The sequence below is a fragment of the Leifsonia sp. NPDC080035 genome (assembly GCF_040050925.1).
In the GTDB taxonomy this organism is placed as follows: domain Bacteria; phylum Actinomycetota; class Actinomycetes; order Actinomycetales; family Microbacteriaceae; genus Leifsonia.
Genome location: NZ_CP157390.1, coordinates 1921971 through 1948249 on the forward strand (window position 1 = coordinate 1921971; position 26279 = coordinate 1948249).

29 protein-coding genes are annotated in these 26279 nt (G+C 72.3%); 12 read left to right on the forward strand and 17 right to left on the reverse strand.

The genetic code is table 11. From position 1 onward, the window contains the following. Positions 1–10: 10 nt before the first annotated feature. From AAME72_RS09430 to AAME72_RS09465, 8 genes are all read right to left on the reverse strand, one after another. Entirely contained in the window at positions 11–418 is a 408-nt protein-coding gene (locus AAME72_RS09430) for a hypothetical protein (RefSeq protein ID WP_348789986.1), read from the reverse strand. Positions 419–495: 77 nt separating this feature from the next. Next, positions 496–2139, reverse strand: a complete 1644-nt coding sequence (locus tag AAME72_RS09435) for a CDP-alcohol phosphatidyltransferase (protein WP_348789987.1) — start codon at positions 2137–2139, stop codon at positions 496–498. Beyond that, positions 2136–2837 carry a dihydrofolate reductase family protein gene (locus tag AAME72_RS09440; RefSeq protein ID WP_348789988.1) on the reverse strand — a complete coding sequence of 234 codons (702 nt, stop codon included), beginning with the start codon at positions 2835–2837 and terminating at the stop codon, positions 2136–2138. Before AAME72_RS09440 ends, AAME72_RS09435 begins: the two co-directional genes overlap by 4 nt. Further along, positions 2834–3820 (reverse strand): lysylphosphatidylglycerol synthase domain-containing protein, encoded by a 987-nt coding sequence (locus AAME72_RS09445; RefSeq protein ID WP_348789989.1) that lies wholly within the window; start codon positions 3818–3820, stop codon positions 2834–2836. Before AAME72_RS09445 ends, AAME72_RS09440 begins: the two co-directional genes overlap by 4 nt. Then, positions 3817–4659 (reverse strand): SAM-dependent methyltransferase, encoded by an 843-nt coding sequence (locus tag AAME72_RS09450; RefSeq protein WP_348789990.1) that lies wholly within the window; start codon positions 4657–4659, stop codon positions 3817–3819. Before AAME72_RS09450 ends, AAME72_RS09445 begins: the two co-directional genes overlap by 4 nt. Then, positions 4656–5699, reverse strand: coding sequence for a glycosyltransferase family 4 protein (locus AAME72_RS09455; protein WP_348789991.1), 1044 nt, complete (start codon positions 5697–5699; stop codon positions 4656–4658). The genes AAME72_RS09450 and AAME72_RS09455 overlap by 4 nt, the downstream gene beginning before the upstream one ends. Beyond that, positions 5696–6094: a 6-carboxytetrahydropterin synthase gene (locus tag AAME72_RS09460; protein WP_348789992.1), complete on the reverse strand. Its 399-nt coding sequence runs from the start codon at positions 6092–6094 to the stop codon at positions 5696–5698. Before AAME72_RS09460 ends, AAME72_RS09455 begins: the two co-directional genes overlap by 4 nt. Then, positions 6094–7071: a zinc-binding alcohol dehydrogenase gene (locus tag AAME72_RS09465; RefSeq protein WP_348789993.1), complete on the reverse strand. Its 978-nt coding sequence runs from the start codon at positions 7069–7071 to the stop codon at positions 6094–6096. Before AAME72_RS09465 ends, AAME72_RS09460 begins: the two co-directional genes overlap by 1 nt. A gap of 81 nt (positions 7072–7152) precedes the next feature. Between AAME72_RS09465 and AAME72_RS09470 the strand changes: the two genes are divergently transcribed. Beyond that, entirely contained in the window at positions 7153–7872 is a 720-nt protein-coding gene (locus AAME72_RS09470; protein ID WP_348789994.1) for a CDP-alcohol phosphatidyltransferase family protein, read from the forward strand. 13 nt (positions 7873–7885) lie between these two features. Here AAME72_RS09470 and AAME72_RS09475 read toward each other — a convergent pair whose 3' ends face one another. Further along, positions 7886–9094, reverse strand: a complete 1209-nt coding sequence (locus AAME72_RS09475) for an ROK family transcriptional regulator (RefSeq protein ID WP_348789995.1) — start codon at positions 9092–9094, stop codon at positions 7886–7888. Positions 9095–9259: 165 nt separating this feature from the next. Here AAME72_RS09475 and AAME72_RS09480 point away from each other — a divergent pair, with 165 nt between their 5' ends. From AAME72_RS09480 to AAME72_RS09500, 5 genes are read left to right on the forward strand one after another with little or no spacing between them, the layout of a single operon-like run. Then, positions 9260–10189, forward strand: a complete 930-nt coding sequence (locus tag AAME72_RS09480) for a sugar ABC transporter permease (RefSeq protein WP_348789996.1) — start codon at positions 9260–9262, stop codon at positions 10187–10189. Positions 10190–10198: 9 nt separating this feature from the next. After that, positions 10199–11158 (forward strand): carbohydrate ABC transporter permease, encoded by a 960-nt coding sequence (locus AAME72_RS09485; RefSeq protein WP_348789997.1) that lies wholly within the window; start codon positions 10199–10201, stop codon positions 11156–11158. Positions 11159–11199: 41 nt separating this feature from the next. Then, the gene (locus AAME72_RS09490) at positions 11200–11403 is read left to right on the forward strand and encodes a hypothetical protein (protein WP_348789998.1); all 204 of its coding nucleotides are present in this window, start codon (positions 11200–11202) and stop codon (positions 11401–11403) included. Beyond that, complete coding sequence (locus tag AAME72_RS09495; RefSeq protein WP_348790109.1) at positions 11404–12546, forward strand: sugar ABC transporter substrate-binding protein; 1143 nt, start codon at positions 11404–11406, stop codon at positions 12544–12546. A gap of 58 nt (positions 12547–12604) precedes the next feature. Beyond that, positions 12605–14107 carry a glycoside hydrolase family 36 protein gene (locus tag AAME72_RS09500; protein WP_348789999.1) on the forward strand — a complete coding sequence of 501 codons (1503 nt, stop codon included), beginning with the start codon at positions 12605–12607 and terminating at the stop codon, positions 14105–14107. Between the two features lie 77 nt (positions 14108–14184). Here the strand turns inward: AAME72_RS09500 and AAME72_RS09505 are convergent, their stop codons facing one another. After that, on the reverse strand, positions 14185–15087 hold the full coding sequence (locus tag AAME72_RS09505; RefSeq protein ID WP_348790000.1) for a serine hydrolase: 903 nt from the start codon (positions 15085–15087) through the stop codon (positions 14185–14187). After that, positions 15080–16000, reverse strand: a complete 921-nt coding sequence (locus AAME72_RS09510) for a LysR family transcriptional regulator (RefSeq protein WP_348790001.1) — start codon at positions 15998–16000, stop codon at positions 15080–15082. The genes AAME72_RS09505 and AAME72_RS09510 overlap by 8 nt, the downstream gene beginning before the upstream one ends. Before the next feature lie 87 nt (positions 16001–16087). Here AAME72_RS09510 and bla point away from each other — a divergent pair, with 87 nt between their 5' ends. The 3 genes from bla to AAME72_RS09525 all read left to right on the forward strand — a co-directional run bounded on the left by bla (position 16088) and on the right by AAME72_RS09525 (position 17967). Continuing rightward, positions 16088–17017, forward strand: coding sequence for a class A beta-lactamase (gene bla / locus AAME72_RS09515; protein WP_348790002.1), 930 nt, complete (start codon positions 16088–16090; stop codon positions 17015–17017). Between the two features lie 79 nt (positions 17018–17096). After that, positions 17097–17303: a hypothetical protein gene (locus AAME72_RS09520; RefSeq protein ID WP_348790003.1), complete on the forward strand. Its 207-nt coding sequence runs from the start codon at positions 17097–17099 to the stop codon at positions 17301–17303. 43 nt (positions 17304–17346) lie between these two features. Continuing rightward, positions 17347–17967 carry a methyltransferase domain-containing protein gene (locus AAME72_RS09525; protein ID WP_348790004.1) on the forward strand — a complete coding sequence of 207 codons (621 nt, stop codon included), beginning with the start codon at positions 17347–17349 and terminating at the stop codon, positions 17965–17967. Between the two features lie 26 nt (positions 17968–17993). Here the strand turns inward: AAME72_RS09525 and AAME72_RS09530 are convergent, their stop codons facing one another. Together AAME72_RS09530 and AAME72_RS09535 are read right to left on the reverse strand one after the other, a co-directional pair. Beyond that, positions 17994–18866 (reverse strand): LysM domain-containing protein, encoded by an 873-nt coding sequence (locus AAME72_RS09530; protein ID WP_348790005.1) that lies wholly within the window; start codon positions 18864–18866, stop codon positions 17994–17996. A gap of 20 nt (positions 18867–18886) precedes the next feature. Beyond that, positions 18887–19591 carry a TetR/AcrR family transcriptional regulator gene (locus AAME72_RS09535; protein ID WP_348790006.1) on the reverse strand — a complete coding sequence of 235 codons (705 nt, stop codon included), beginning with the start codon at positions 19589–19591 and terminating at the stop codon, positions 18887–18889. 142 nt (positions 19592–19733) lie between these two features. Between AAME72_RS09535 and AAME72_RS09540 the strand changes: the two genes are divergently transcribed. Both AAME72_RS09540 and AAME72_RS09545 read left to right on the forward strand, forming a co-directional pair. After that, positions 19734–21401 (forward strand): MDR family MFS transporter, encoded by a 1668-nt coding sequence (locus AAME72_RS09540; protein ID WP_348790110.1) that lies wholly within the window; start codon positions 19734–19736, stop codon positions 21399–21401. Positions 21402–21424: 23 nt separating this feature from the next. Next, a complete protein-coding gene (locus tag AAME72_RS09545) occupies positions 21425–21910 on the forward strand; it encodes a MarR family transcriptional regulator (RefSeq protein ID WP_348790007.1) in 486 nt (161 codons plus the stop codon). A gap of 78 nt (positions 21911–21988) precedes the next feature. On the opposite strand, the gene AAME72_RS09550 is transcribed toward AAME72_RS09545, so the two are convergent. From AAME72_RS09550 to AAME72_RS09560, 3 genes are read right to left on the reverse strand one after another with little or no spacing between them, the layout of a single operon-like run. Then, entirely contained in the window at positions 21989–22975 is a 987-nt protein-coding gene (locus AAME72_RS09550; RefSeq protein ID WP_348790008.1) for a HAMP domain-containing sensor histidine kinase, read from the reverse strand. Beyond that, complete coding sequence (locus AAME72_RS09555) at positions 22972–23637, reverse strand: response regulator transcription factor (protein WP_348790009.1); 666 nt, start codon at positions 23635–23637, stop codon at positions 22972–22974. The genes AAME72_RS09550 and AAME72_RS09555 overlap by 4 nt, the downstream gene beginning before the upstream one ends. 5 nt (positions 23638–23642) lie before the next feature. Beyond that, positions 23643–24317, reverse strand: a complete 675-nt coding sequence (locus AAME72_RS09560) for a phosphatase PAP2 family protein (RefSeq protein ID WP_348790010.1) — start codon at positions 24315–24317, stop codon at positions 23643–23645. Positions 24318–24429: 112 nt separating this feature from the next. On the opposite strand from AAME72_RS09560, the gene AAME72_RS09565 reads away from it, so the two are divergent. Then, a complete protein-coding gene (locus tag AAME72_RS09565; RefSeq protein WP_348790011.1) occupies positions 24430–25194 on the forward strand; it encodes a hypothetical protein in 765 nt (254 codons plus the stop codon). Here the strand turns inward: AAME72_RS09565 and AAME72_RS09570 are convergent. Beyond that, positions 25155–26246 carry an ABC transporter permease gene (locus AAME72_RS09570; protein ID WP_348790012.1) on the reverse strand — a complete coding sequence of 364 codons (1092 nt, stop codon included), beginning with the start codon at positions 26244–26246 and terminating at the stop codon, positions 25155–25157. The two genes, AAME72_RS09565 and AAME72_RS09570, sit on opposite strands and share 40 nt — an antisense overlap. Positions 26247–26279 lie beyond the last annotated feature (33 nt).

Below are 26279 nucleotides of genomic sequence, written 5' to 3' on the forward strand. Positions count from 1 at the left end.
GCGCCCGCGCTCAGGCCGCGCTGCCCACCGCCCGCGGGCGCCGGAACGCGAGGCCGGAGGTGATGGCCAGCACCACGACGCCGATCGCCTCGATGATCACCGTCTCGGGCACGAGCGTGAAGCTCCACACCTCGGTGATGCCGAAGAGGCCGACGGTCAGTGCCAGCAGGATCGCGGCCAGGCTGGCGATCACGAAGAGCAGGCTCAGGATCGTGACGATCCGCAACAGCGCCCCACGGGTGACCAGGATGGCGACCGCGAGCACGATGCCCGCGATGCCGTTGAGCACGAACATGGTCCCCAGCAACCCGCCGACGCCGTCGAAGATCAGGAAGAGATGGATCCCGCCGATCGCCAGCAGGATGAGCGCGCTGAGGATGCGCAGGACCAGGAGGGGTCCCTGGCGGCTGTCGGTCATGGGAGCACCTGCCTTCCGGTTCGGGCCTCCCGGTCGGAAGGCCACAGTGGGAACACGTAACGGCGACCCGGAACGGTTCACTTCCGCGTCCCGAACGCCGAGAGGAACCGGTCGCGGAACGCATCCATCCGCCACACCGGCGCGTCCGGTGCGGGCAGCATGCCCGGCTGCCACGACCACGAGGAGACCCGGTCGATGACCGCAGGGTCCTTGGCGATGATGCTGATCGGGACGTCGTGGTCGGCACCCGCTCCGCTGACGACCGCAGCCGGCTGGTGGTCGCCGAGCACGACGACCACCAGGTCCGGGTCGTCCACGGTGGTGAGGAACGAGAACATGCTGTTCAAGGAATATTGGATGGATTCGCCGTAGAGCTGCTGCACGTGGTGCGGGTCCTGCCACACCACGCTCGGCGGCAGCCCGGCCGCCGGCTGCGGGTCGTACACCGAGCCGTCGCCGATCGCGTTCCACGGGACCAGGCTCGGCAGCGGCGTCCACGGGGTGTGCGAGGAGACGAAATCGATCTCGGCCATCACCGGCCGGTGCGGCCCCGCGAGCTCATGCTGCTGGAAGTATGCCCAGGTGTACTGGTCCGGAATGCGGGCGTAGCTGAACCGCGGGCCCCGGTAACCGACGTTCGTCCCGTTCAGCTGGCTCTCGTAGTGGTAGAACGAGGAGCCGACCGGCCACGGCCTCGAGTCGGACGGGACATCGCTGACCGTCCGCCAGCCCGCCTTCCGGAAGGCGGAGGCGAGCGTGAACCGGGATCCCGAGGTCACCTGGTCGTAGCTCGCCTGCGAGTCGATCCAGAGCCCGGACTGCAGCGTCGAGTGGGCGAGCCAGCTGATCCCGCCGAACGTCGGCGAGGTGAGGAAGGCGCTGCGCTCCTGGTAGCCGTGCGCGGCCAGCCGCGCGGTGCCGGAGCGGAGCACCGCGTCGACGCCGGGGGAGAACGTGCTGCCCTGCACCGCGACCCGGCCGTAGCTCTCGATGAACGCGATGACGACGTCCTTGCCCTTCAGCCCGGTGAGCAGGTCGGCGTCGGGGATGCGCGCGGCGGGGTCGCTCGCGGCCTGTCGCGCGAGGGCCGCCCGGGCACCGACCGCGACCACGACCTGGTCGGCGCGGGACGCGGCGGCGGCGCCGACGTCCGCCGCCGCGACCGGTTCCCCCGGAACCATCTGGACGCCGATGAGCGCGACGACAAGCCACCCTGCCGTGACCGCGGACGCCGCGAGCAGGGCCGGACGACGCCGGGGCGTGAGGATGCGCGCGAGCCGCAGCAGCGCCGCCGAGACCGCGACGACGGCGGCGACCACGGCGACGACGAAGAGGATCAGGAGGGCGAGCGCGCCGACCGCACCGGCGGAATCCTGCACGACCCCGTAGCCGTCGACGAGCTCCGGCCAGCCGGTCGCGATGTCGAACGGCTTGCCGACCGTCGACTGGAACACGCGGTCGAGAGCGGCGGCGAGGGTGGCAGCGACGATGAGCAGCGCGACGAGTGCGGCGAGGGCCCGACGCGTCCAGCGCCAGGGGAGCAGCACGAGGAGCACCACGGCAAGCACCGCCTCCAGCGGGATGCGCAGCAGTGCGAGCGCGGAACCGGAGGCGACCAGGCCCGGCGCCAGCGCCGCGAGGCACACCACGAAGGCGGACAGCGCGGTCAGGGCGGTCCCGGTGGCGGTGCGCAGGTGTCGTCCAGGCGTCGTCGTGCTCATGGCCGTCCCTCGAACCGCTCGGAGAGGGCGTACCGCAGGAGCACCACGTCGCCGATCGGGAGCGCCTCCACGAGCCGCGCGGGGTGCTTCTCCGTCCACGGGAAGGCCGCGTCGCCGACGAAGCGGGGCGCACGTCCGTCGCCCACGAAGAACGGCGCGACGCACACGTGCAGCTCGTCGACGAGCCCCGCCGCCAGGAACTGGGTCAGCGTCGTGCCGCCTCCCTCCACCATGAGCCGGCGGGCTCCCCGCCTGCCGAGGTCGGCGACCAGGTCGGTCATGCGCACCTCCTCGGCCAGGGGAACGACGGTCGCGGCCGACCCGAGGCGACGGCGGATGCGGCCGCCCGCGTCGCGGGGGCAGTACACCAGCTTCTCGGCGTCGCCGGCGGTGAAGAACGCCGCCCCGGGATCGAGTTCGCCCGACGCGGTCACCGTCGCCTTCCACGGGGACGGGGTCAGTCCGGTCGCCGTGCGTCTCGCCTGCCGTCTGGCGCTCCGCACGACGAGGCGGGGGTCGTCCAGGCGGATCGTGCGTGCGCCGACGAGGATGACGTCGTTGCGCGCGCGGGTATCGTCCACACGGTCCAGATCGGCGGTGTTCGAGAGCATCAGCCGGGGCGGCCGGGCGCTGTCGAGATAGCCGTCGAGCGACATCGCGCAGCTGACGGTCACGTACGGGTTCGCGGTCGCGGTCACGTCCTGCGCCTCCGGACCGCGGCGACCGTCGCGACGAGGGCACCGGGGGCCACGGACAGCAGCGCGAGCACGCCGAACAGGGTGGCCGCGGCCACCCCGGTGCCCGCGCCGAGGCCCGCGGCGGCGAACGCCCAGCCGGCCGCACCCTCCCGTGGACCCCAGCCGCCGACGTTCAGCGGGATGGACGCGGCGAGCAGGGCGAGGACGGCGAGGGAGAGCATCCCGAGCGGCGGCGCGCTCGCCCCGACCGCCGCCGCCGCGATGGTGAACGTGCCGATGTGGCAGGCGCACACCACGACGGATGCGGCGACGGCCTGCGCGCACACCCCGGGCGCTCCGAGGGCGGTGCGGAGTTCCGCGGCCTCGCGGTTCAGGACGAGGCGCACCCGTCCGCTCGCCAGCCACGCCACGCCGACCGCCGCGGCCATGACCACGACCGCCGTCCCGAGCACGACGACGGGCAGCAGCGCGCCCGCGAGACCAACGCCCGCCGCCAGCAGCACCGCGGCCGCGATCCCGAGTTGGACGACCTGGCCGACCGAGCGCTCGAGCACGACAGCCCGCGCTGCCGCGGCTCGCGCTCCGCCCCGGCCGTGGTCGACCGCGCGGTGCACGTCCCCGAGCACGCCGCCCGGAAGGACGGTGTTGAGGAACTGCGACCGGTAGTACATCCCGACCGCCTCCCGCCAGGCGATCGGAGCACCGAGCCGCGCCGCGATCGCGCGCCACCGCCAGGCGGCGGCCGCCGTTGCGACCGCGGAGAGCGCGACCGCCGCGGCGAGGACAGCGCCGTCCATCCCGGCGAGCCCGCGCAGGAACGGGCCGGCGCCCACCTGCGCGACGATCGCGACGAGCACGACCGCTCCGGCCACGCCCCGGACCGTCGGCCGGAACCAGCGCGCGGCGACGAGGCGGTGCAGCCCGGGAACAGCCGCCCGCGCCGGGATGTCGCGCGCCGTTGCCGCGCCGAGCCGGAGCGTCATCGCGGCCACGCCAGCACGTCGAGGTGGTAGACGACGGCGGAGAGCTCGCCGCGCCGCTGCTGGCGACCGCGGAGCGCTCGGTAGTCCTCGAGCTCGTCGCGCAGGCCGGGCGTCTGCTCCTCGGCCGCCCCCAGCCAGCCGTCGAACCACTCGGCCAGCAGCCGCGGGTCGCCGGCGTCCAGCCGCCAGGTGGTGAGTGCCGTCCGCACCCGGTAGCCGGCCCGCTCGAAGAGCCCGCGGACGATCGGCCCGCCGTACCGGCCGAGCAGCCTGCGGCCGCGGACCTCCCGACGCTGGTGGGCGTTGAAGGCGCGCGTCACCCGGATGTCCCGTGCGTCCCAGGGGTGCAGCTCCACGTCCCCGGTCACGCTCAGTGAGAACAGGCCGGGCGCGCCCGCGCCGACGCAGGCCTCCACGATCGCGTGCGCCTCGCGGGCGGTGAGCACGTCGAGCAGGGCGGACGCCGTCACCAGCGATGCTCCGGCCAGGTCGCCGGCCGTCAGCCGGTCGAGGCGGCCGACCCGCGAGCGGACCGTCACCGGCGTCCCGTCCGCGTCGGCCGGAGGCGCGGCCCGGGACGCGAGGGCCGTCAGCTCCGCGTTCCAGTCGTGCAGCACCCAGGTCTGCGGGCCGGGCAGCTCCGGGGCCAGCCAGCGCATCATCGAGCCGGTCCCGCTGCCGAGGTCGTGGACCGTGATCGGGCCGTCCGGGAGCAGGGCGGGAACGGCCCGGGCCAGCCTCCCCGAGCGGGCCCTGGCGTCCTCCGCCTCACGGAGCGACAGCCAGTCGTCGCTGACCCGTAGCACCGCATCCACGTCGGCGCTCAGTTCGGCGCTCACGACGCGGCTCCCGTCCGCAGCGGAGCGGGCGCGCGCTCGGCCTCGGCCAGCGCCGCCTCGATCACGGCCGCGGTGCCGGCCCACGACCTGCCGATGCTCCGCGCGGCGAGTGCGGCGGCCTTCGCCGCCGCACGCCTCGCCGGGTCGGCCCACCACTGCTGCAGGACCACGTGCAGCGCCCACGGGTCGTCCGGCGGCACGAGCATCGCCGCGTCCCGGACCGGGATCGCCTCCCCGATGCCGCCGACCGCGGTCGCCAGCACCGGGACGCCGTGCGCGAGCGCCTCGGCGATCGCCATCCCGTAGCTCTCGCTGCGCGACGGCTGGACGAGCAGGTCGGCGTGCGCGTACGCATCCTCCAGCGCCCGGCCGTCGAGGACGCCGGGGAAGCCGATCCGGTCGGCGAGGCCGGCCGCATCCACCACCGATCCCAGGGCCTCGGCGAACCCGGGGTCGGCCCGCAGCGACCCGGCGACGGTGCAGGTCCAGCCCGGCCGGTCGGCGAATCCCGCGAGCGCCCGCACGAGCAGGTCCTGGCCCTTGTGCGGTGCGACGACGGCGACGCAGAGGAGGCGGCCGCCGTCCTCGGATGCCGCGGTCACGGGCGCAGGGTCGGCGCCGGGATGCGCGACCACGACGCGGGCGGCGTCGGCCGCGCCCTGCGCCGCCAGCTCGGTGCGCGTCCACTCGCTCGTCGCGACGATCAGCAGGGCCGCACGGAACGCGGCGAGGCGCGGCTCGTCCGGGTCCGGCTCGACCATGTGGGCGAGGATCACGATGCGCAGCCGATGCGCCTCCGCGACGACCGCGCCCGGCTCCCGCGACACCAGCAGCCCGTCGGCCAGCAGCAGCGCTCCGTCCGCCAGGCCGCGGAGGGCGACCGCCAGCGCGCCCGGCTCGTCGGCGACGAGCAGCATGCGGACCTCGCGCCCCGCCGCCCGCAGCGCGTCCCGCACCCGGCGGTCGTACACATTCCCTCCGCTGACCCGCTCCGGATCGTCCACGGCGCGGGGCACGGCGAACACGAGCGGCGCGCTCACAGCGGCCTCGAGTAGCTCGCCCACGCGATGTGTGACTCGTGCAGGGTGACGGTGATCGTGGTCAGCGCGGGCGCCGGTCCGAGCGCACCGCCGGCCACCGCGTCGGCGAGCCGGTCGGCCACGACCCTGCAGAGCAGCTCGGTCGTGGTGTTCACCCCGGCGAAGGCAGGGTCCTCGTCGAGGTTGCGGTACGTGAGCGCGCCGGTGACCTCCGCGAGCGCCGCGGCGGCACGCCCGATGTCGACGACGACGCCGCCGGCATCCAGCTCGTCGGCGCCGAACGCGGCGTCGACGACGAACGTCGCGCCGTGCAGCCGCTGCGCCGGCCCGAAGACCTCGCCGGTGAAGCTGTGCGCGACCATCATGTGGTCGCGGACCGTGACCGTGTACGGCATCAGGCGTCCCTCCAGTCGATCGTGCGGCAGAGCTCTCCGGCCGGCTCCGCGGCGAGCCTGGCCAGCACCTCCGGCAGCTCCCGCCAGGAGGACGACCCGCCGAGCAGGGCATCGAAGGCCGGATCGCGCAGCAGGTCGAGCGCCAGCGCAAGCCGGTCGGTGGTGCTCCGCCGATCCCGGCGCCGGGCCGAGACCGCGCCCACCTGGCTCGCCCGGATCGTCAGACGCCGGGAGTGGAAGTCGGCCCCGAGCGGCAGCGTCACGGGGCGGTCGCCGAACCAGCCGGCCTCGATCACCTCACCGTCGGTGGCGACGGTTTCGAGCGCCAGCCGGAGGCCGGCCTCCGACCCGCTGGTGTGGATGACGATGTCGCGGTCGCGCGGAGCGTCCTGCGGCAGCGCGAAGGAGGCGCCGAGCCGGTCCGCGACAGAGCGGCGCCCCGGGTCGGTGTCGACGAGCGTGACCTCCGTGCCCGGGATCGCCTGCGCCAGGCGCGCGACGCCGCAGCCGATCATCCCCGCCCCGATCACGGCGATGCGGTCGCCGAGCAGCGGCCCGGCGTCCCAGAGGATGTTGACCGCGGTCTCCACCGCCCCGGCGAGCACCGCGCGCCGGGCCGGGACGCCGTCGGGGACGGGGACGACCGCCGACGCGGGCACGACGAACGCCGATTGGTGCGGATACAGCGTGAACACCGTGCTCCCCACGAGGCCCGCCGGTCCGTCCTCGACCACCCCGACGTTCAGGTAGCCGTACTTCACGGGTGCCGGGAAGTCGCCCTCCTGGAACGGGGCGCGCATCCGCTCGTGCTCGCCGGCCGGAACGCGGCCGCCGAACACCGTCGCCTCCGTCCCGCGGCTGACGCCGGTGAACAGCGTCCGCACAAGCACTTCGTCCGGCCCGGGAGGCGCGACGGGCTGCGTCCGCAGGGCGCCGGTGCCGGGGCGCTCCAGCCAGAACGCGGTGGCGTCGATCACATCCCACCTCCTCGGGAATGAACCATCGGTGCGTGCGCGGCGTGTTAAGGCCGGTGCACGTAACCGAGACACGAGGTGCGGATGAAAAGGGTTCAACTCGAGGCCGTCGGCTGGGCGGGCGCCGGTGCCGCGTTCGGAGCGCTGGTGCTGCTCGCCGGCGCGCTCGCACTGCAGTGGCAGACCGACCGGCTGTCCCCGCTCGGCGCCCTGGCCGCGCTCGGCTACCTCCTGGTCTCGAACGCCCTCCTCGTGGAGGGGTTGCGCCGGCACCGCTCGGAGCGGTTCGGCCCCGCGAACGCGGTCACATCGATGCGGTCGACGATCGTCGGCCTGATCACGGGGCTCGTCGTCGCGTCCTGGTCGGGCGAGATCCCCGTGCCGCTCCTGGTCGGACTTGCCGTCCCTGCGCTCGCTCTCGACGCGGTGGACGGTTGGATCGCCCGCCGGACCGGCACGACGAGCGAGCTCGGCGCGCGCTTCGACATGGAGGTGGATGCGTTCCTGCTGCTGGTCCTGGGCGTCTACGTCGCCCAGGCGTTCGGCCCGTGGGTGCTCGCGATCGGCCTGCTGCGCTACGCCTTCGTCGCCGCCGCGTGGGTGTGGCCGTGGATGCGCAGGACGCTGCCGTACCGGTACTGGCGCAAGGTGGTGACGGCGGTCGCCGGCATCGCGCTCACGTTCGCCGCGACCGGCCTCGTCCCTGCGCTCGCCGCCGTGCTCGTCGCCGCGGCGCTCGCGCTGCTCGTGGAGTCCTTCGGCCGCGACGTGCTCTGGCTCGCCGCCCGTCGCCGCGAGCCGTAGCGCCGCGCAGCGCTCAGCCCGCGGCGCGCAGCAGGTCCAGCGACTCGGCCGGGCTCGGGAACGCGTCCCTGGCGCGGACCGCGCTCTCCAGCACGGCGTCCAGGTGCTGGGAGGCAAGGCTCACGCCGCCCATCGCCACCGCCTCCGAGCCGAGCGTCGAGACCAGCACCTCGGGCGCGAGCGGAACGCGCTCGCGCAGCGACTCCTGGAACCGGGGCAGGAAGACGTCGGCGAAGGGGGAGGAGCCGCCGCCGACCACGAGCAGCTCGGGGTCGATGGCGAGCGTCATGGCGGCCGCGCCGGTCGCGAGGTCGTCGGCGAACTCCTCCATCGCGGCGACCGCGGCCGGGTCGCCCGCCCGCGCCGCGTCGAAGATCTCCTGCCGGCTCGGGCGCGGGGATGCGAGCACCGAGCTGCCGTAGCGCTCGTTCAGCTCGACCCAGCGCAGCTCGGGCAGCTCGCCGACGATGCCGGCGGCGCCGTGCACACCGCGGTGCACCCGGCCGCCGACGATGGAGGCGCCGCTCGTGCGGGCGCCGCAGAGGATGTAGACGACGTCGGTGCGTCCGCGCGCCGCGCCGATCGTGAGCTCGGCGTGCGCGCCAAGCGCCACATCCCCCTCCACCAGCACCGCTGCGTCGAACTCGCGGCGGAAGCGCGCGCGCAGGTCGAGTCCGATCCAGCCGGGCATGCCGGTGCCGCCGAAGTGCAGCACCTCGCCGCCGGTGCTGATCGCACCGGGGGAGCCGACGGTGAGCGCCCACACCGCCGACCGGTCCAGCCCGAGCGAGTGGAGCAGCTCGTCGCTGACCCCGAGGGCAGCCTCGATCCGCTCCTCCGCCGGGATGGATTCGTCCGTGGCGGAGGTGAGGTGCCCGAGCACCTCGCCCGTGAGGTCGGTGACCACCGCGTAGATGTGGTTGGCGCCGATGTCCACCGAGAGGAACCGCCCGAGCCCCGGCGCGACGCGGAAGCTCGCCGCCGGCCTGCCCAGCCGCCCGGCGGGCGCGCTCTCGGCGGGCTCCAGCCAGCCGAGCTCCACCAGGTCGGTGACGATCGCGTCGATGGCGGTGCGGGAGAGCCCGGAGTCGGCGGCGAGGTCGCGCATGGTCTGCGGCTTCTCCATCACGGCGCGGAGGATCCCCCAGGAGTTCATCCGGCGCAGCAGCGAGCGGCTTCCCACCGCTCCTGGCGAGCCCTGGATGAGCGCCTCTTGTGGCATGTCTGTCCTAACGGTTGCGGTTTATATCGGCAAGTTGCATAATTAACCCGCTCCTACCGACTGTATCTCGGCGGAGCGCCTCACGGCCCGCGCTCCACACGCGAGCCCAGCGATTCGATAGTGCGCCAACGACGGTCCCCGCTGTCCCGGCGCTGAGAGGTTCACATGACAGCCCTTCTGCCGAGAGCGACGGCGCGCGGACGCACGCCGAAGGCCGGTGCGCGCCGGCGGCGCGACGATCGCAAGGTCGCCGTGTTCTTCATCGCCCCTGTCCTGATCGGGTTCGCGGTCTTCTATCTCTACCCGACGATCCGCGGATTCTGGTGGTCCTTCACCGACTACTCGCTTCTCGGCGACCCGGAGTTCGTCGGCGTGAAGAACTACGCGGCCGTCTTCGCGGACGGCGAGTTCTGGAACTCGATGGGCGTCACCCTCTACTACGTCGTCGTCAACGTCACGACCCAGACCGTGCTCGCGCTGCTGCTCGCGGCCCTGATGCACCGGCTCACGCGGTCGGTGATGCTGCGCACCACGCTGCTGCTGCCGTGGCTGGTGCCGAACGTGACGGTCGGCCTCATCTGGCTCTGGCTGCTCGACACCAACCTCGGCTTCGTGAACCACCTGATCACCTCGATGGGGCTGCCTGCCGTCGGCTTCTTCACGAGTCCGTCCCTCGCCATCCCGACCATCTCGATCGTGAACACCTGGGCGTTCACCGGCTACACGGCCCTGCTGTTCTACGCGGGGATGCTGCAGATCCCCGGCGACCTGTACGAGAGCGCCTCCCTCGACGGCGCGGGGGAGTGGCGGCTCTTCACCCGCATCACGCTCCCGCTGCTGCGGCCGGTGATGGCGCTGGTGCTCGTCGTCTCCCTGATCGGCTCGTTCCAGATCTTCGACACCGTCGCCGTGACCACCAAGGGCGGACCGGTCAACGCCACCAGGGTCATCTACTACTACATCTACCAACAGGCGTTCACCTTCTTCCACATGGGCTACGCCGCGACGATGGCCATCGTCCTCGTCGTGATCCTCGGCGTTCTCACCGCCGTCCAGCTGCGGCTCCTCCGCGCCTCCGAATCCCAGCTCGCATAGGACGACCTCATGACGACGACAACGCCCGCCATCCCCGCGCCCGCCCCAGCCGCCGATCAGCCGGCGCCCGCCCGGACCGCCGCACGCATCCGCCGCCGGCCGTCGGTCGGACGCATCCTCGGCTGGATCGTGCTCATCGCATCCCTCATCCTCACGCTGTTCCCCTTCTACTGGATGCTGAAGACCGCGCTCACGCCCGCGGCCGACGTGATCAGGGACTCCGGCTCGTTCTTCCCCGGCAGCCCGACGCTGATCAACTTCGCCCGCGTGCTCGGCTTCCTCACCCCGGAGCAGGACCAGGCGGCGGGAGGATCCGGAGCGTCGATCAACTTCGTGCTCTACCTCTGGAACTCGATCGTGTACTGCGCGCTGATCGGCTTCTTCCAGACGCTGTTCTGCGCGATGGGCGGGTACGCGTTCGCGCGGCTGCGCTTCCCCGGCCGCAACCTGCTGTTCAGCATCCTGATCGCCGCCCTGATGGTGCCCGGCATCTTCACGCTGCTGCCGAACTTCGTGCTCGTGCGCGACTTCGGCCTGCTCAACACCATCTGGGGCATGGTCGCCCCGAGCCTGCTGATGACCCCGTTCGCACTGTTCTTCCTGCGCCAGTTCTTCCTCAACATCCCCGTGGACGTCGAGGAAGCCGCGATGCTCGACGGCGCCGGCAAGATCCGGGTGTTCTGGCGGGTCGCGCTCCCGATGAGCCGCGGACCGCTCATCACGATCGGCCTCATCACCGTGGTCTGGGCCTGGAAGGACTACCTCTGGCCCCTCCTCATCGGCCGCGACGAAAGCGTGCGCACCATGACCGTCGCCCTCGGCGTCTACCTCCAGCAGTCGCCGAACACCCAGCCCGACTGGACCGGGCTGATGGCGGGGTCGACCCTCTCGGTCATCCCCGTGCTCGTCCTGCTGATCTTCCTCGGCCGGCGCATCGTCGAGTCGCTGAACTTCACCGGAATCAAGTGATCCATCCCCTTCCGCACCACCCAACACAGAGAGAGAACAACATGACAAAGCTCCGTCGCGTCGTCGCCGTCGCCGCCGCCGCAGCGCTGCTGGCCGGTGTCACGGCCTGCTCGTCGAACGGGTCCGGCTCCGGCTCGGACGAGAAGGTGACCCTGCAGTACTGGATGTGGGACGACACCCAGGTGCCGGCCTACCAGCAGTGCGCGGCCGACTTCCACAAGGCCAATCCCAACATCACCATCTAGATCGAGCAGAGCGCCTGGGGCCAGTACTGGACCAACCTCTCCACGCAGATCGCCGCGGGCAGCGCTCCCGACGTCTGGGTCGACCAGGTCTCGTACTACCCGCAGTTCGTGCAGGACAAGCAGATCGTCGACATCGAGCCCTACGTGAAGAAGGACAAGATCGACCTCGGCCAGTACGTCGACGGCCTCGCCGACCTGTGGAAGGTGGACGACGCCCGCTACGGCCTGCCGAAGGACTGGGACACCATGGGCCTGGTCTACAACAAGGCCGACCTGAAGGCCGCCGGTGTGGACGAGGCGTCCCTGGCCGACCTCACCTGGAACCCGAAGGACGGCGGCAGCTTCGAGCAGCTCATCGCCACGCTGACCGTCGACAAGAACGGCCACAACGGCCTCGACCCCGCCTTCGACAAGAACAACGTGAAGACGTTCGGCTTCCTCCCCGAGTGGGCGGACGGCTCGCAGGGTCAGAACGGCTGGGGCAACCTCGCCGCCTCCAACGGGTGGACCTACGCGGACAAGAACCCGTTCGGCACGAAGTTCAACTACGACCAGACGAAGCTCACCGACACCGTGCAGTGGCTCGCCGACCTCTCGAAGAAGGGATACGCGCCCAAGCTCGACGTGCAGTCGACGCTGGCCCGCTCCGAGGTCCTCGACAACGGCGGCGGCGCGCTGACGACGCTCGGCTCGTTCAACCTCGCCGCATACAAGGGCAAGACCGACCAGTTCGGCTTCGCGCCGCTGCCGATCGGGCCCGAGGGTCGCAAGTCCGCCATCAACGGCCTCTCCGACGCGATCTACGCGGGCAGCAAGCACAAGGACCAGGCGTGGGAGTGGGTCAAGTACCTCGCCTCCGCCGATTGCCAGAACGCGGTCGCCGAGACCGGCGTCGTCTTCCCCGCGATCAAGACCGCGTCCGAGAAGTCGGCCGAGGTGCGCGAGAAGGAGGGCCTGAACGCGAAGGTCTTCCTCGACGAGCAGCAGGCGAAGGACGGCACGTTCATCATCCCGATCAGCTACCACGGCACCGAGATCAGCCAGATCGTCCAGGACGCCATCCAGAGCGTCGCCCTCGGTCAGAAGGACGCCAAGACGGCCCTGACCAAGGCGAACGATCAGGTGAACGCCCTCTTCAAGTAGCTCACCCCGCGGGGGCGGCCGCGCGCCGCCCCCGCACCACTCGCACAGAAAGCCAGCCATGCTGCACACCTTCGACTTCGGATCCGTCCGCATCCCCGCCAACGTCTCCGGCACGCCCCGTCCGGTTGCCGCCGGCCACGTCGTGCCGGCGGGACCGATTGCGCTCCTGCATCCCTTCGGCGACACCGAGTTCTACCGCCACGGCTGGAATTCGTGGAGCCCCTCCGGCTGGGCGCGGACCGACGGCGACACCATCGGCATCAAGGACAGCCCGCGGCGCCTGCTGACCGCGGACGACGCCGCGAATGAGACGCCGCACGCGCACTCGGGGAGCGCGGTCGGTGCGGTCGTCGGCGAGGACGGCAACGTGCTGCTGCTCGGCGCGCTCGGCCTGGGCAGCCCACGGGTGGGCGCCGACGGCAACATCCTCTGGGGTCGTGCGGAGGCGGACATCGCGGAGTGGTTCGTCGGGTACGGGCCCGAGAGCGAGGTCTTCGCGAGCTACGCCGACCTCGTCTCCGAGCGGCTCGGCCGCCGGGCGCTGCGCGCGGGCGCCGTGTGGAGCAGCTGGTACTCGTTCTTCGAGGACATCGACGAGGACCTCGTCGCCCGCACGGTGAGCGATCTGCGCGGCTACCCGTTCGACGTCTTCCAGCTCGACGACGGCTGGGAGCCGATCGTCGGCGACTGGGAGGCCGGCCCCGACTTCCCGTCCGGGATGGCGGCGACCGCCCGCACCATCGCCGACGCCGGGTTCCGGCCCGGACTCTGGCTCGCACCGATGATCGCCCTCCCCGGCTCCACCATCGCGCGCACCCGCCCGGACCTGCTCGTGCAGGACGACGACGGCCGTCCACTGGTCAGCGGCTACAACTGGGGTTCCCACTACTACTCGCTCGACACCACACAGCCCGAGGTCAGGGACCACCTGCGCGAGGTGTTCGAACGCGTCGTCGGCTGGGGCTTCCGCTACCTCAAGCTCGACTTCATGTACGCGGGCGCGATCACCGGCAACCGGAGCAGGGACGTTCACCGCGAGACCGCGTACCGGGATGCCGTCGAACACATCCGCACGGTGGTCGGCGACTCGGTCTACCTGCTCGGCTGCGGCGTCCCGATGATCCCGTCGGTCGGCGTCTTCGACGGCGCACGGGTGGGACCGGACGTCGGCGCGTTCTGGGACAACGCCGAGCGCGTCGGCGACCCGTCCGGCGTCGGCGCACGCAACTCGATCGTCTCGTCCATCAACCGGGCGTGGATGAAGCGCCTCTACGAGGTGGACCCGGACGCCGTCTACTTCCGCAGCGCGCGCAACCTGCTGAACGACGGGGAGCGGCAGGCGCTGCGCGACACCGCCGCCATCCTCGAGTTCCGGTCGACGTCCGATCCGCTCGCCTGGCTCACCCCCGCGGAACGGGACGAGCTGCGCGCGTACATGGAGGAGACGGCCGTGATCGAGCAGACCGGGCGCTACGCGTTCCGTATCAACGGCCGCGAGGTCGACCTGGCGCCGATCGTGACCGGGGAGGCGGCGGCGGAGGCCGCATCCCTCGTCGTCTGACGCACCGATCCGTCGAGGACGCGGCCGCTTGCCCCGGCCGCGTCCTCCGCCGTCCGCGTCGCAGGCCGGTCGTCGCCTCAGTTGCCCGCGCGGATCCGGTCGTGCAGCGCGCGGGCCGCGGCCCCCAGTGCGGCCTCGGCCGCGGGCTGGGTCGACGCGGGGACCGACGATGTGCTCATCGCCACCACGGCGATCCGGGCGCCGTCGGCGTGCTCCACGACGCCGGCCTCGTGACGCAGGTTCAGCAGCGTGCCGGTCTTGGACGCCCAGACGGCGTCGTCCGCGCTGAGGTCGGGCGCGAGCCGGTGCCGGATGAGGCTCCGGCGCAGGTCGTCGCGCAGCCGCGCCGCGGCCTCCGGCGCGACCCCGCGGTCGTGCCAGACCGCATCCAGCAGCCCTGCGAACGCCCTCGCTGTGCCGGTGTTGGTCCGCGCGACGTCGAGCTGCCGCACCGGATGGCCGCTCGCCGGGGTGCTCCCGCGGATCGCGAGCGTGTGCGCCAGGTGCGCGTCCTCCGGCGCCAGATGCTCGAGCGGGGTGTCGGAGAGGTCGGCGAAGGGATGCCGCACGGCGATGCCGTGCACGCCGATGGCGTCGAGGTCCGCCGTCACCTCGGCGGGCGGCACGATGCGCAGCAGGGCGTCCGCCGCGCCGTTGTCGCTGATCGAGAGGGCGAGCGAGACGAGATCGTCGATCGAGATCACCGAGGGATGCCGGAAGCGCGTCGTGCCTGGCAGCCCTTCCCCGGGGTCCCCGGCCGGAACGGTCACCGGTTCGGCGCCGTCCAGGCGTCCGTCCGCGATGCGGGTGAGGACCGCGAGCGCGATGGGCAGCTTCGCGAGAGAGGCCGCGGGGGTGGGCGTGTCCGCATCCAGCGCGAGCTCGCGCCCGGAGCCCAGGTCGCGCACCAGCAGGGAGGCGCGCAGGCCGGCCTGCGCGAGTTCCGTCCTGACGTCGTCGAGGAAGCGGGCGTCACTCATCGTGCACCTCGTCGTCCGCGAGCGGCCGGCCGCTCGGGTGCGCGCCGAATGCGGCGGCGAGCTCGTCTCCGACGGCGGAGCGCACCGCCGCCACGTCGTGCTCGCTCTGACCGGTGACGGTGTACCCGCGGGCGAGGTCGAGACCCGTGAAGGGACGCCAGTGCAGCCCGAGCTCGCTCGCCTCCGCCTCGGAGCAGAGCAGCAGGTCGCCGTCGGCGAGTACGGCGGCGAGGGCCGCGGTGGTGGAGTCGTCGACGGGAAGCTGACCGGGGAGCAGGCCGGCCGCGTAGCCCGCGCGCTGCAGCACGTCGCGTACGTGCGGCACGTCGTCCTCCGGTCCGATCCGCAGGCGGGCGCCGGCGTCGCCGTCGCGGGCGCGACCCGTGCGCCCGCGGCGCAGCGAACCGATCCGAAGCGTGGCGCCGGTCGCGCGGCGACCCGCCGCTCCGAGCTCAGCCGCCCAGACGCCGTCGGCCGGCGGCACGCTCGCCACCGTGACGCGCACGCCGTTCGCCGCCGCCAGTTCCGCACGCCGGGCGGGCGGCGCCGCAACGAAGTCGAGGCGGATCCCCGCGGCCCGGCCGGCTGCGTCCACAACGGCGAGGTCGCGGGTCGCGCATCCCATCGGCACGGCGACGGTGACCGGCCGCAGCCGGGCGCGTTCGGCGTCCAGCTCGAGCTCGTCCGCGAGGCGCACCAGCCGGCGCGCGGACGGCAGCAGGTCGCGCGCGAACGGGGTGAGGACGGCGCTGCGCGCGGTGCGCTCCAGCAGTGCGCCCCCGAGGTGGCGTTCGAGCGCGAGGATGCGACGGCTTGCGACAGACTGCGCGACCCGCAGCGACGCTGCCGCTCCGGTCACGCTCCCACGCTCGCCCACTTCGACGAGCACCCGGCAGGCGGCGATCACATCCATCCGGCCACTCTAGATCCATGCCGGATGAGCATGGGTCCGCGCGATCCGGTCTTCGACAGGATCGCCGGCCCGGGTGAGGCTGCCGTCATGGACATTCGAACGAGATTCCTCTCCGTCATCGGCGGCACGGCGGTCGCCGCGGCCGTCGCGATCTCCGGCGTCGGCGCGTCCCCGGCGTCGCCGTCGCCGCACGCCTCGGCCTCGGCCGCCTCCGCGGGCCGCTCGGATGCGGGAGCCGCGGCGCAACACGTCTTCGCCGGGCTGGAGCGCAGCCACGGCGCGACTCTGGGCGTCGCCGCGATCGACACCCGCACGGGCCGGATCGTGTCGTACCGGGGCGGGGAGCGCTTCCCGTTCGCCTCCTCGAACAAGACGTTCATCGCCGCGGCGACGCTCCAGGCGTCGAGCGCCGCCGACCTGGACGTCGTCGTGCACTACACGGCGGCCGACCTGCTCGCCTACGCGCCGATCACCAGCAGGTTCGTGGACACCGGGATGACGGTGCGCGAGCTGATCGACGCCATGCTGCGGTTCAGCGACAACACCGCCGCGAACCTCCTGGTCGCCCGGCTGGGTGGACCGGACGCGGTCGAGCGCTGGCTGCGGGGCATCGGCGACCGCACGACGAACGTCGACCGGGTGGAGCCGGACCTCAACGAGGCGACGCCGGCGGATCCGCGCGACACGACGACCCCGGTCCAGTTCGCCGCCGACCTGCGAAAGGTGCTGCTCGGCACGTCCCTCGACGTCGCCGACCGCACCCTGCTGCGCAACACCATGCTCGACTGCACGACCGGCGACACCACCATCCGCGCCGGGGTCGACCCCGCCTGGCCCGTCGCCGACAAGACCGGCACCGGCGAGTACGGCGTCCGCGATGACATCGCCGTGGTCTACCCGACGGGACGCGCGCCGATCGTGATCGTCACGATGTCCAGGAAGGGCCAGCCGGACGCCGCTCCGGACAACGCGCTTCTCGCCGAGGCCACGAAGGTAGCGGTCGCCGCCCTTCGCTGACCCTGACGCTCGCGCCCTCCCGGTGGGACGATGGCCGGGTGGCGGCCGCACGGCCCGCCGGGAGGGATGCGCGTCGGAGATGGACAACCTGGAGACGGCGGAGACGGCGATCCGCGAGGCGAGGGCGGCCCTCGCGGCCGCGGCGGCGACCCCCGGTGGCTGGACGGAGCCCGTTCGGCTCGCGCTCGACGCGATCGAGAGCGCGGTCGCCGAGCTCAGCGAGCTGCGCGACCAGCCGCGCGAGAACACGGGGGAGTCGGGACCGGACGCGTCCTTCATCCGCTGACGAGCACGGCGCCCGCTGACGCGCACGGCGCTACGCTGCCAGCATGACCGACGAGCACCTCCGCGCCGTCCGCGCCCGTTTCGACGAGCGCGCAGGCGAGTACGACGACAGCGCCATGCACCGCGCGCTCGCGGCCGAGGTCGCCGCGTTCGCCGAGGTGCGGCCCGGGTCCGACGTGCTCGACGTCGCGACCGGGACCGGACTCGTGCTGCGGTCGCTGCGCGATGCGCGCGCGGGCGCCCGGCTCACCGGTGTCGACCTGTCGCCCGGGATGCTCGCCGTCGCCCGCGAGCGGCTGCCCGAGGCCGCGTTCATCGAGGCGGACGCCACCGCGCTGCCGATCCTGGACGCGACCGTCGACGTGGTGATCTGCGTCACCGGGATGCACCTGTTCCCCGACCCCGCCGCCGCGATCGCCGAGTGGGCGCGGGTGCTGCGGCCGGGCGGGCGGGCCGTCACCGCCACCTTCGGCAGGATGGACCCGGCCGCGCACGGCGGAGGCCACGGGGCCGCTCAACCGCCCGCCTATCCGACCCGCCACGACCTGTTCGAGACCCCGGAGCTGCTGGCGGCGGCCGTCGCGCCCGCCGGCTTCGCCGTCGCGCGGCACGCCTGGTGGACCTCCGGCGCCGACCGCATCCTCCTCGCCGAGCTCACCCGCTGACGAGCGCCGCCCTCGGCGGCTGTCGCTCAGAGGCTGTCGGGGTCGAGGTTCAGGAGCGTTGTCGCGTAAAGGGTCTGGCCGGCGCCGAGGGTGCCGTTCTCCGCGTTCAGCCAGATCAGGTCCTGCACCGTGATCCCGAAGCGCTGGGCGACGGCGTCCGTGGTGTCGCCCGGCGCGACCTTGTACCGCTTCGGCGCGCCGGAGGCCGTGGTCGCCGTGACCGTGCCGCCGGCGTTCGCGGCGGCCCCGTGATCGACCGGATGGACGTTTGACTGCCGCACCGGCACCGACCAGTGCACGGTGTCCACCGCGAGCACCTTGCCCGGGCCGAGCTCCACGGGGACACCGGTCGCGGACGGCGCGGAGGAGTAGGTGACGAGCGCCGCGAGGTACGAGGGCTGGCTCTCGGTGCCGAGCGTCCCCGACGAGGACGCCGGGCTGGTGGTCGGACCGCCGAGCTGGTGGTCGCCGACGCCGTGGTAGGTGAGACCGTCGCCGACGCTCGGCGCGATCTCGAGGAACGTCGCCGAGATCGGCACCGGCACCGTCGAGGTGAAGCGTGTGAACTGCGCGGTGTACGTGTTGTCGCCATTCGCGACGACCCGGTAGTGGTAGTGGATGCTGCCCTTCGGCGACGCGACGTCGCCCTCGGCGACCACCGTTCCCTGGGGCACCGGCGTCAGGGTGGGCGGCGGTGGTGGCGGGGTCGGGCTGGCGGACGGGGTGGCTGTCCCGGTCGTGCGGGTGGCATCGGCCGGCGCAGCGGTCGCCGTCGGCGTCGGCGTGGCGGTGCGCGTCGGTTTCGCAGCCGGGCCTCCACCGCCGAAGAGCGCGCATCCCGCGAGCGCGAGCACCAGCGCGGAAGCGGCAGCCGCTCCCGCGATCCGTCGAACCGTCATCGTTCCCCCCTCGGGGAACCCTACACGGCCGCCGCCTCGACCGGGACAGGGGCGAGGTAGCCGCTCAGGGAGCGGGCCAGGACGACGGCGCGGGCGGACACGTCGGCGGTGCTGCCGGTCGCGCCCTCCTCCGCCCACTCGCGCACGGCGATGCGCACGGCACCGATGCAGGTGACGGCGAGGAGCTCGGCCTTCGCCTCGAACGGGACGCCGCCGTCGCTCGCCGCCGCGTCCACCGCGGCGTCCACCTCGGCCGCCGCCTCCCGTTCGAGGAGCTCCGCCACCGCGGAGACCAGCCCGGTCCGGAGGTCGTCGAGCCGGCGCATCCGGCGCCGGATCAGCCCGGGGTTGCGGGAGGCGATCAGCATCCTGGCCTCGTGCAGGTCGGGGTCGCTCTTGTCGGCGGGCAACCCGAGGAAGAGCGCGTCGACGACCGTGGCGACCACGTCGCCACGGTGGGTCTCCGCCAGGTGGGCGGCGACCTGCTCGCGGTCGCCCCAGGCGCGCCGGAAGCCGAAGAGCGCGTCCTCCTTGCTGTCGAAGTAGTTGAAGAAGGTGCGGTGCGACACCGGCACGCGCGCGCAGATGTCGTCGATGGTCACGTCGTCGAGCTCGTTGGCGAGAGCGAGCTCGACGGCGGCCCGCTCGAGGTCGGAACGGGTCTGCGCCTTCTTGCGCTCGCGGAGCCCCTGCGGCGCTGCGGGGGGATTCGGAAGGTTTTGCATGATCGGAAATTTTGCGTGAATGCAGTTTGTTAGTTGATTTTGGTCACCTAATTATATATGGTTGCTCATCGTCAACCAATACGTGCGAAGGAAACACATGTCAGAAACTCATGCGGCCGAGGAGGCGAACGCAGCGCCCGCGATGTCGCACCGGCAGGTGCTCGAGTCGCTCTCCGGCCTGCTGCTCGGGATGTTCGTCTCGATCCTCGCGGGCACGGTCGTGGCGACCTCCATGCCGGTCATCGTCCACGACCTCGGCGGCGACCAGACCGCCTACACCTGGATCGTCACGAGCACGCTGCTCGCCACCACCGTGTCCACGCCCATCTGGGGCAAGCTCGCCGACCTGCTCAACCGCAAGCTGCTCATCCAGCTCGCGCTCGTGCTGTTCGTGCTCGGCTCGGCGCTCGCCGGCTTCTCGCAGGACACCAACATGCTCATCGGCTTCCGTGTCGTCCAGGGCCTCGGCGCCGGTGGTCTCACCGCCCTCAGCCAGATCATCATGGCCGACATCATCAGCCCGCGTGAGCGCGGCCGCTACATGGGCCTCTTCGGCGGCATCATGGCCGTCGGCACCGTCGGCGGCCCGCTGATCGGCGGTCTGCTCACCGACTCCGTCGGCTGGCGCTGGAACTTCTACGTCGGCGTCCCGATCGCGATCCTGGCGATCATCCTGCTCCAGATCACCCTGAAGCTGCCGAAGCGCAAGCGGAAGGTGCGCATCGACTACCTCGGTGCGATCTTCATCGCCGCCGGCGTCTCGCTGCTGCTCATCTGGGTCTCGCTCGCGGGCAAGGACTTCGACTGGTGGAGCGGTCAGACCATCTGGATGGTCGGTGGCTCGGTTGCCCTGCTCGTCGCCGGTGTGATCACCGAGCTCGTCGTGAAGGAGCCGATCATCCCGCTCGGCCTCTTCAAGAACCGCACCTTCACGCTGGCGGTCATCGCCTCGATCTCGGTCGGTGTCGCGATGTTCGGCACCTCGGTGTTCCTCGGCCAGTACATGCAGCTCGCTCGCGGCGCCACGCCGACCGAGTCCGGTCTGCTGACGCTGCCGATGATCTTCGGTCTGCTGCTGTCGTCCATGATCGTCGGTAACCTGATCAGCCGGTTCGGCAAGTGGAAGGCCTACATGGTCGTCGGCTCGATCCTGCTGACCGTCGGCCTCTACCTGATGAGCACCATCGAGTACGACACCAACTACGTCGTGGTCTCGGTGTACATGTTCATCCTCGGCGCGGGCGTCGGCATGGTCATGCAGAACCTCGTGCTCATCGTGCAGAACACGGTGCGCCCGGAGCAGCTCGGCGCGGCCAGCTCGAACGTCGCGTTCTTCCGCAGCCTCGGCGGCACCGTCGGCGTCTCGGTGATGGGCAGCATCCTCGGCACCAAGGTCGTCGACCTGCTGACCGACAAGCAGGCCGACCTGCAGGCGGCCATCGTGAAGCTCGGCGCCAAGGGCGCTGAGGTCGCGAAGTCGCTGCAGAGCGGTTCCATCCCGGAGCCGAACAAGCTGCCGGAGAGCGTCCGCGTGATCATCGAGTCCGTCTACGGGCAGGCGGTCGCGGACATCTTCCTGGTGGCGGTGCCGCTGGCGATCATCACGATCATCGCGATCCTCTTCCTGCCGAACATCAAGCTCGGCAACAAGACGGCCATCGAGCGGATGCGCGACGAGACCCCGGCCGAGCAGGCCGAGGAGACCGTCGTGGAGGTCGCCGAGGCGATGATCGGCGCGCCGACCGGCTCGCTTCCCGCGGTCCGTGCGGAGCAGCGCTCCGAACAGCGTCCTTCCCAGGAAGGCCGCTGAGCGGACCGGCTATGATCGCGCCCATGAGTGAGACGGGACGGGCGGCGCAGGGCGACCTCGCCTCCCGCCCCGTCGACCCCCGGACCGACGAGGCGATCGCCGAGGTCGAGGAGCAGTTCACCATCCTGTTCAACCGGGTGAGCGCCGGGATGCGCGACCGCGCCGCGCGCGTGCATCCCGACCTGCAGCCGGTCGGGTTCAAGCTGCTCAGCACGCTGGTGCGCACCGGTCCGGTGCACGCGGGCGCGCTGGCAGGGATGCTGCTGACGGACAAGAGCGTCGTGAGCCGCCAGGTGCGCATCCTGGAGGAGCTCGGTTTCGTCGACAGGCAGACCGACCCCTCCGACCGCCGCGCCAGCTTCCTCGTCGCCACGCCGGCGGCGATCGAGAAGGTCAACGAGGCACGCGCAGCCGACCAGGCGCAGCTCTACCGGAACCTTCGCCAGTGGGGCGCGCCCGACGTCGAGCGGCTCGGCGAACTGCTCGCCCGCCTCAACGACCTCGTCTGAACACGTAACCGTCCCCGTCCGGTGCGACCGGCCCTGCTCGAGCAGGGCACGAACGTATCGGGCGGGGACGTTCGTCGTTCACGCGGCGGGGATGCGCATCTCCAGCACGGTGCCGTCCGGTCCGGTGGACGCGACCCGCACATCCCCGCCGTGGCGCACGGCCACCTCGCGCACGAGCGAGAGGCCGATCCCGAAGCTCGCCCTGGTGCGGCCGCCCGGCTGCTCGGTCGCGCGCGCGAACCGGTCGAAGATCCGCGCGGGATCGATGCCCTGGATTCCCGGCCCCCGATCGGCGACCGTCAGGACGGCGTCGCGCCCGTCCCTCCGCACGGTCACGGCCACCGTCGAGCCGGCGGGCGAGTGCGCGATCGCGTTGTCGAGCAGCGCCGTCGCGCAGCGCTGGACGCCGGCCGGCGGGACCGTGGTGGCCGCATCGTCGTCCGCCTCCAGCGACACCGTCACGCCGGCGTCGCGCGCCAGCAGCCGCATCGCGTCCACCGCGCGCCGCACCGGCGGCGCGAGGGCCGACGGCCCCGCCGCCGGCTCGCGCTCCGGGTCGGCCGCCAGCAGCAGGTCGTCGACCACCTCGATGAGGGTGCGGGTGTCCGCGCGCAGTTCGGCCACCGTCGGCGCCGACGGGTCGCCCGGTGGCAGGCCGCGCTGCAGCACCTGCAGGCGGGCGTCGAGCACCGCGAGCGGCGTGCGCAGCTCGTGGCCCGCATCCGCCACGAAGTCGCGCTGGATGCGCAGCGCGCGGCCGAGCGGACGCACCGCCCTCTGCGTGATCACCACGCTGAGCACGCCGGCGACGGCGACGGCGAGCACGCCCACCACCGCGAGCGCGATGAGCGCGTCCGTGATGTCCACATAGATCTTGTGCTCGCCCGGCTTCGGCGGCTCGCTGAGTTCGGCCGGCCGCAGCTGGTCGAGCACGTAGAGCACCGCGACCGCGAGCGCCACGACCACGAGCGCACCGGACGCGATCGTGATCTGCAGGCCGACCATGCGGGATGCGCGGCGCACCTCCCGGGAGTCGGCGTCGTCCGTCCGCGCGCGGCGGCTCACGGCTGCCCCAGCCGGTAGCCCTCGCCCCGCACCGTCGTCACCAGGTCGGGGTCGGTCTTGCGGCGCAGGTAATGCACGTACGTGTCCACGGTGCCCGGCTGCTCGTCCGCCTCGAACACCGCATCCAGGATCTGCCGGCGGGAGAAGGTGCGCAGCGGGCTCTCCGCGAGCAGCCGCAGCAGCGCGGACTCGCGGACGGTCAGTTGGATGCGCCCCTCGTACGGCGAGTAGATGCACCGGCTCTCCGGGTAGAAGCGCCAGTCGCCGACCGGAAGCTCGGCGCCCTCGCCGGTGAACGTGCGCGTCATCGCGCGCAGCCGGGCGAGCAGCTCGTCGAACTCGAACGGTTTCACCAGGTAGTCGTCGGCCCCGGCATCCAGCCCCTCCACCCGGTCGCGCAGACCGCCGAGCGCGGTGAGCATGATGATCGGCGTCACCACCCGCTTCTCGCGCAGCGTCGACACCAGCGTCGCGCCGTCGAGGCCGGGAAGGCGCCGGTCGACGACGAGCGCATCGAACCCGCCGGTGAGCCCGGCCGCCAGCCCGCTGTCGCCATCGGTCACGCGCGTCACGTCGTAGACCTCGGCGAGCACCTGCTCGATGAGCGGACCGAGGCGCGGGTCGTCCTCCACCAGGAGCACCCGCAGTCGATCCGCCGCCATGCTGCTCAACCTACCGCGCGCGACGACCACCAGCGCCGGACCAGCCGGAGCAGCGCATCCACCAGCAGCACGGCCGCCGTCGCGTAGACAAGACTCGCCAGCACGTCGGTCGGGTTGTGCACGCCGAGGTACACCCGTGAGAACGCGGTGACGAGCGGAGCGGCGACCGCGAAGACGATCAGCGGCGTGCGCAACCGGCCCGCGCCGAACGTGAGCAGCAGGGCGAGGCCGAGCGCGACCGCGAGGCTGGTGTGGCCGCTCGGGAAGCTGTAGCCGGTGTCCGTGAGGAGGTGGTGCGGGAGGCCGGCCGAGAGCGGCCTCGGCCGTTGCACGATGTCCTTCACGACGCTCGAGCCGAGCCAGGGGAGGAGCCCGAGCGCCGCGAAGGGGATGGCGGCGCCGGGACCGCGGCGCAGCCACAGTCCGGCGCTGATCGCGCCCACGATCACGAGGGCCGCGACCGGGGAGAACAGGACGCCGTCGGCGAGGGCGACGGCGTCGAGGAACGGGGTGCGCGCGCTCTCGATCGCGCGGATGACAGCGAGGTCCCACGTTCCGATCGCCGGCGTCGCGCGGATGACGAGCCCCGCGAGCACGACCGCCAGGATGATGCAGAACGGCACGAGGATGGAGCGCGCGGGCAGCGCGGCGCGCCTGCTGGACGCGGTGGTGGCGGTCACGGGGGTCTCCTTCTCTCGGCCTCCACTCTGCGCGGGGCGCTCCAAGAAGCCGCTAAGGATGCGACGATGCCGTCTCAGAGGTTTCTGGGAGCGGACGGCGCATCCTTGCGGGATGCTGCGCAATAAGGTCCCCGCTGTCACGGCGCTGTTCTGGGTCGCCAAGCTGCTCACCACCGCGATGGGCGAGACGACCTCCGACTGGCTGGTGAAGAACGTCGACCCGGTGCTCGCGGTGATCGCGGCGTTCGTCGTGTTCGCCTGCGCGATCGTGCTGCAGTTCGCCGTGCGGCGGTACATCCCCTGGGTGTACTGGCTGGCGGTGCTCATGGTCGCGGTGTTCGGGACGATGGTCGCCGACGTGCTGCACGTGGAGCTCGGCGTCCCGTACCTGGTCTCGACCATCGGGTTCGCGGTCGTGCTCGCCGCCGTCTTCGCGCTCTGGTACGCGACGCAGCGGACGCTGTCGGTGCACAGGATCGACAGCAGGCCGCGGGAGCTGTTCTACTGGTGCGCGGTGCTGGCCACCTTCGCGCTCGGCACGGCGGTCGGCGACCTGACCGCGACGACCTTCGGGCTCGGCTACCTCGCCTCCGGCATCCTCTTCGGGGTGCTCTTCGCGGTGCCCGGCATCGCCTACCGGTGGTGGGGGCTCGGCGCCACGGCGGCGTTCTGGACCTCGTACGTGCTCACCCGGCCGTTCGGCGCCTCCCTGTCGGACTGGCTCGCGGTCTCGCACGCACGCGGCGGCCTCGATCTCGGGACCGGGCCGGTCAGCCTCGTGCTGTTCGCCGGGATCGTCGTCTGCGTCGTGCTGATGAGCACTCGGCGGACCCGGGCTCAGGAGGCGGTGGCTCCGGAGGCGACGCCCGCCGCCTGATCGTCCCTCCTGGCGATGCTGCGCCAGGTGTGCAGGATCTCGCCGGGAGCGCCCGGGCCGTAGCGGAACAGCCGCACCGCGATGAACAGCCCGAGCGAGGCGACCAGCCACACCGCGAGCACGATGTACGGCTCGGCGTGCAGGTCGTCCGGGAAGTAGGTGAGGTCGCGCACGGCGCGGACGGTCGCGCCCGTCGGCAGCCAGCGGCCCATGAACTGGTAGAACGGCGGCAGCAGTTCGGGCGCGACCGCCCCGCCGGAGGACGGGTTGCTGATGAGGACGAACACGATCCACGTCGGCAGCATCGCCCAGCGCGCGCCGATCAGGACTCGCCAGAAGCTGTAGGTCGCACCCGCGATCAGCATCGTGAGCGCGAGCACGCCCCACACCGGGAGGAACGGGAGCGGGAGGATGCCGAGTAGCGGACCGACCGTGAACGCGATCGCGAAGCCGCCCAGGACCGAGCGCACGACATCCCAGAACAGCTCGCCGGCCAGGGTCAGCTTCGCCGCGTTCACCCGGGTCTGGATGGCGCCGACGAAGCCGATGATGACGGCCGCGAGCGACATGTAGAACAGGACGAGGCCGTTCGGGTCCTTCGGCGCGAGGGGATGCGCGTCGATGACGGTCACCGGCCGGGCGATCGACTCGGCGAGCCGTGGGGCGTCCGACTGCAGCAGCCGCGCGACGGAGGCGCCGGACGCGCTCGACACGTAGAGCCGCGCCGTGCCGTCCGGTTGCTCCACGAGGGCGCCGTAGACGATCTGCTCGCGGATGGCCGCCTCCGCGTCCGACTCGGTCTCGTAGCGGTGCACGACGAACGTCGTGCCGGTCCTCGCCTGGAGGTCGGAGGCGAAGTCGGCCGCGGGCCGGGAGTCCGACACCAGCCCGATCGGCACGTCGTGCGGCTGCGGGTCGCCCATCGCCCACGCGTACGCCCCGGCGAAGAGTGCCGCGATCACGGACACGATGAGCGTGACGACGAGGGCCGGCAGGTGCGGTCCGTCCCGGAAGCGGCGGGGCGCGGTCGGTGCGGGCGTGGCTTCTGTCATGGCATCCCTCCCGGTTCCATTTGAGCACGGCTT

Excerpts from the sequence above, each read along its gene's own strand:
- AAME72_RS09430 (WP_348789986.1), bottom strand. The coding sequence starts at position 418 with ATGACCGACAGCCGCCAGGGACCCCTCCTGGTCCTGCGCATCCTCAGC.
- AAME72_RS09435 (WP_348789987.1), bottom strand. The coding sequence starts at position 2,139 with ATGAGCACGACGACGCCTGGACGACACCTGCGCACCGCCACCGGGACC.
- AAME72_RS09445 (WP_348789989.1), bottom strand. The coding sequence starts at position 3,820 with ATGACGCTCCGGCTCGGCGCGGCAACGGCGCGCGACATCCCGGCGCGG.
- AAME72_RS09460 (WP_348789992.1), bottom strand. The coding sequence starts at position 6,094 with ATGCCGTACACGGTCACGGTCCGCGACCACATGATGGTCGCGCACAGC.
- AAME72_RS09470 (WP_348789994.1), top strand. The coding sequence starts at position 7,153 with ATGAAAAGGGTTCAACTCGAGGCCGTCGGCTGGGCGGGCGCCGGTGCC.
- AAME72_RS09475 (WP_348789995.1), bottom strand. The coding sequence starts at position 9,094 with ATGCCACAAGAGGCGCTCATCCAGGGCTCGCCAGGAGCGGTGGGAAGC.
- AAME72_RS09480 (WP_348789996.1), top strand. The coding sequence starts at position 9,260 with ATGACAGCCCTTCTGCCGAGAGCGACGGCGCGCGGACGCACGCCGAAG.
- AAME72_RS09485 (WP_348789997.1), top strand. The coding sequence starts at position 10,199 with ATGACGACGACAACGCCCGCCATCCCCGCGCCCGCCCCAGCCGCCGAT.
- AAME72_RS09490 (WP_348789998.1), top strand. The coding sequence starts at position 11,200 with ATGACAAAGCTCCGTCGCGTCGTCGCCGTCGCCGCCGCCGCAGCGCTG.
- AAME72_RS09500 (WP_348789999.1), top strand. The coding sequence starts at position 12,605 with ATGCTGCACACCTTCGACTTCGGATCCGTCCGCATCCCCGCCAACGTC.
- AAME72_RS09505 (WP_348790000.1), bottom strand. The coding sequence starts at position 15,087 with ATGAGTGACGCCCGCTTCCTCGACGACGTCAGGACGGAACTCGCGCAG.
- AAME72_RS09510 (WP_348790001.1), bottom strand. The coding sequence starts at position 16,000 with ATGGATGTGATCGCCGCCTGCCGGGTGCTCGTCGAAGTGGGCGAGCGT.
- bla (WP_348790002.1), top strand. The coding sequence starts at position 16,088 with ATGGACATTCGAACGAGATTCCTCTCCGTCATCGGCGGCACGGCGGTC.
- AAME72_RS09520 (WP_348790003.1), top strand. The coding sequence starts at position 17,097 with ATGGACAACCTGGAGACGGCGGAGACGGCGATCCGCGAGGCGAGGGCG.
- AAME72_RS09525 (WP_348790004.1), top strand. The coding sequence starts at position 17,347 with ATGACCGACGAGCACCTCCGCGCCGTCCGCGCCCGTTTCGACGAGCGC.
- AAME72_RS09530 (WP_348790005.1), bottom strand. The coding sequence starts at position 18,866 with ATGACGGTTCGACGGATCGCGGGAGCGGCTGCCGCTTCCGCGCTGGTG.
- AAME72_RS09535 (WP_348790006.1), bottom strand. The coding sequence starts at position 19,591 with ATGCAAAACCTTCCGAATCCCCCCGCAGCGCCGCAGGGGCTCCGCGAG.
- AAME72_RS09540 (WP_348790110.1), top strand. The coding sequence starts at position 19,734 with ATGTCGCACCGGCAGGTGCTCGAGTCGCTCTCCGGCCTGCTGCTCGGG.
- AAME72_RS09545 (WP_348790007.1), top strand. The coding sequence starts at position 21,425 with ATGAGTGAGACGGGACGGGCGGCGCAGGGCGACCTCGCCTCCCGCCCC.
- AAME72_RS09555 (WP_348790009.1), bottom strand. The coding sequence starts at position 23,637 with ATGGCGGCGGATCGACTGCGGGTGCTCCTGGTGGAGGACGACCCGCGC.
- AAME72_RS09565 (WP_348790011.1), top strand. The coding sequence starts at position 24,430 with ATGCTGCGCAATAAGGTCCCCGCTGTCACGGCGCTGTTCTGGGTCGCC.
- AAME72_RS09570 (WP_348790012.1), bottom strand. The coding sequence starts at position 26,246 with ATGACAGAAGCCACGCCCGCACCGACCGCGCCCCGCCGCTTCCGGGAC.